3 protein-coding genes are annotated in these 3,013 nt (G+C 62.7%); all 3 read right to left on the bottom strand.

The genetic code is table 11. The features are described 5' to 3' along the window. Positions 1–711: 711 nt before the first annotated feature. Positions 712–1,299 (bottom strand): PqiC family protein, encoded by a 588-nt coding sequence (locus P0D73_RS46160; protein ID WP_408321223.1) that lies wholly within the window; start codon positions 1,297–1,299, stop codon positions 712–714. Next, the gene (locus tag P0D73_RS46155) at positions 1,296–2,915 is read right to left on the bottom strand and encodes a PqiB family protein (protein ID WP_408183614.1); all 1,620 of its coding nucleotides are present in this window, start codon (positions 2,913–2,915) and stop codon (positions 1,296–1,298) included. The genes P0D73_RS46160 and P0D73_RS46155 overlap by 4 nt, the downstream gene beginning before the upstream one ends. Continuing rightward, positions 2,908–3,013: paraquat-inducible protein A (locus tag P0D73_RS46150; RefSeq protein WP_408436382.1), on the bottom strand; the 106-nt coding region annotated here is incomplete at its 5' end. The genes P0D73_RS46150 and P0D73_RS46155, both read right to left, overlap by 8 nt.

Here is a 3,013-nt window from a genome sequence, read left to right as displayed (position 1 = left end):
TGTGTCGAGGCTCACGATGTTCTTCTCCAGTTAAGCGAGCGATCAATTATTCCGGCGACATTCCCCGGTCTCACTCGACGCGAACCGGGAGCGACGGATATCCGGTAACGCCCGATAGCGTCGCGCCGAACCGGAGAGGCACTCGGTATCCGTGACCGTCGACCGCGAGTAACGCGACGAACAGACTCAAGGTGAAACCGACCGCACAGTGCGGCACTTCGACGAACTGCCGCAAGCCTGCATCGTCGGGAAACCTGGTCAGGCCGTGTCGAATCACTGGGTCGGCACCCACTGAATAACCATGTCGGCCTGTTCAGGCGAAAGCGGCGCGACGCGGTCCGCGTCCGGCATCGTGATGTCCCCCCAGCGTTGCTTTTCCACCATTCCTCACTTTCTTTGCGAGCATGACGCCCGCATCCAGCACCGTGCGACAGCGTTCCGCAATCTGCGGAAACGACGGGGCCAGGTTAGCCCCCTCTGTCGTATGGCAGAACATGCATTGCTGCTGGTCGATCAAGCCAGCGACTCCGGATTGTGCGAATGCATAGCCCGCTGCCGTCAGTTCAATGGCAAGGACGATCGCCGTAACCCATATGCCTTGCACACTTAGCGCGAGACATCTCCGTTCCTGGATTCCGTCGACGGCTGGCGCAGTGTGTCGTCGCCTCCAGGGGCCAACAAGCGCGTCCCCTCGCGCTAACGCGGCACGTTTCACGGTGGCGGTGCCGGCATGATTCCAGCAGCGATCGCGCGGCTCACCGTGGCGAGCGCCCTGCTCCAGGCCGCCACCGCCGCATCGTAGCCCGGGCCTGCGCAGCGCTCGCTCGCGATGGTCCGGCCGATGATCGGCGGCGCTTTGCCCGGTGGCAACACTGACCACAAGACATCGACAGTCACGGCATCGCCGAGCAAGGCATCGAAGCGCTGGACGTCGATCCGCACTCGCCAGGCCGCCGCCGCGTCCCCACCGATCGGCAAAGTCGACACGCGAGGGCTGTTCAGCAGCTGCGAGAGATCGGCGACAAACACGCGCGGAATCTGGCTCTTCAGCGGCTCGGCCCAGCGGGCGAATTCGTCGAAAGTCACGTGGTTGACGCCAGCACGAACCACGATCTGCGGCCGGTCGACAAGCTCTGGCACGCTGACCGGCCCCACCAGGACCGCAATCGGCGTTGCGGGTTGCCCACTTGCGCCTTGCACCTCCTGACTCAACGTGTAGAAGTCCGCCTTGGGCGTGGCACAACTCATCAGCGCGGCAACCGCCACCGCGACGACGAGGGATAAGGATATGCGCATCATTTTTTATCCTCCAGCTTGCCGCGGATGAGTGCCTCCGGATGGCGTTCCAGATAGTCCGCCAGCGTACGGAAAGCAGCTGCGGTGCGCGCGAGTTCCCTCATCGCGTCAGAGGTGTTCTGCGCGAGCGCGGAATCGGGCTGTAGCGCGCCGTTCGCGGAATTTAGCGCCGTCTGTGCGGCGGCGAGCGTGTCCCGCGCCTGCGGCACCACGTCGGTCCGCAACTGCTTGAGGAGCGTATCCGCATCGGCCAACGTCTTTTGCGCGCCCTTCCCGATCCCGCCGAATGGAATCTGGTTCAGCTTGGCGAGGAGACTCGTCACCGAATCCTGCATGGACTGCAGACCGCCAGGTATGGTTGGCCACTCGGGCGGAGTGGTGGTCCAATCGACCTTCGCCTTGGGCGCGTTCGGGAAAAAGTCGAGTGCAACATAGAGTTGCCCGGTCAGGAGGTTTCCGGTGCGCAATTGCGCGCGCAAGCCATGGTCGATCAGCGTTTGCGCAAGTCGCTGACGATCGTCGGTGATTCTGCCTCCAACCCCGCCCTTCACATAGCGCGACGTGAAACGTTCTGGAAAGAGACGTATCTCGACCGGGATGCTGAACTGTTTGGTAACGGGATCAAACCGCGTATTGATCGCTGCAACCTCGCCCACCACGATGCCAAGAAAATCGACCGGCGCGCCGACGGCCAGTCCACGCACTGACTCCCTGAACACCAGCACATAGTTGTCGACGATCCGATCGTGGCGCTTAAACGCCTCCGCACGATCGCGGAACAGCGTGAACTCGGCGTTCGCGGCGGCCTCGGCTCCATCGGCCGTTTCGTCCGGCGTCTGGAATGCGAGTCCGCCAATCAGGATCGCCACCAGCGATTCCGTATTGACCTTGACGCCCGTCGTATCGAGCGACACGTCGACGCCGCTTGCCTGCCAGAAGCGCGTATCAGGCGTCACGTATTTCTCGTAAGGGGCGTTGACGAAGACATGCATCGTCACGCCCTTTCCATTCGGGTCGAGTTTGTACGAAGTAATCTGGCCGACCTGCAGCCGTCTGTAGAAAATGGGCGAACCGACATCGAGCGAGCCCATGTCAGCGCCTTTCAGTATGAACTCGCGGCCCGGCACGCCGCTCGCGAAAACGGGCGGTGACTCCAGACCCGTGTAATCGCGCTTCGGCTTCGTCGATGTGCCCACGTCCATGCCGATGAACGAGCCCGACAACAGCGTGCCGATGCCGGATACGGTGCCGCCGGAAATGCGTGGACGCACGACCCAGAACCGCGTGTCGTCTACCAGCAGGTTGGTGGCATCTTTGGACAGTTCGGCCGTGGCGATCACGCGGCGGTGATCGCCCGACAACGTGACACTCTTGACCACACCGATATCGACGTTCTTGAACTTGATCTTCGTCTTGCCCGCTTCGAGCCCCTCGCCGGTGTCGAAGCTGATGGTGACTGTCGGGCCCTGCTCGAGGATCGTCTTCACGGCCAGCCAGCCGCCGATCAGAACGGCAATGAGTGGCACCAGCCACACGATCTGCATCCGCCAGCGCGAGCGCCGCGTGGCAACAGCTTCGGGGACATCCGATGACCCCGGCAGACCGGGAGGTTTAGCCATGATTGTGCTCCGTTGCGTCCCAGATCAGGCGCGGGTCGAATGACATGGCCGCGAACATCGTCATCACGACTACCGCGCCGAAAGCCACGGCGGCCGGG

It is taken from the genome of Paraburkholderia sp. RL18-101-BIB-B, assembly GCF_046026985.1.
Lineage (GTDB): Bacteria > Pseudomonadota > Gammaproteobacteria > Burkholderiales > Burkholderiaceae > Paraburkholderia.
Note: the sequence above shows the minus strand (reverse complement) of the source record. Positions and strands in the feature narration are given on the sequence as shown.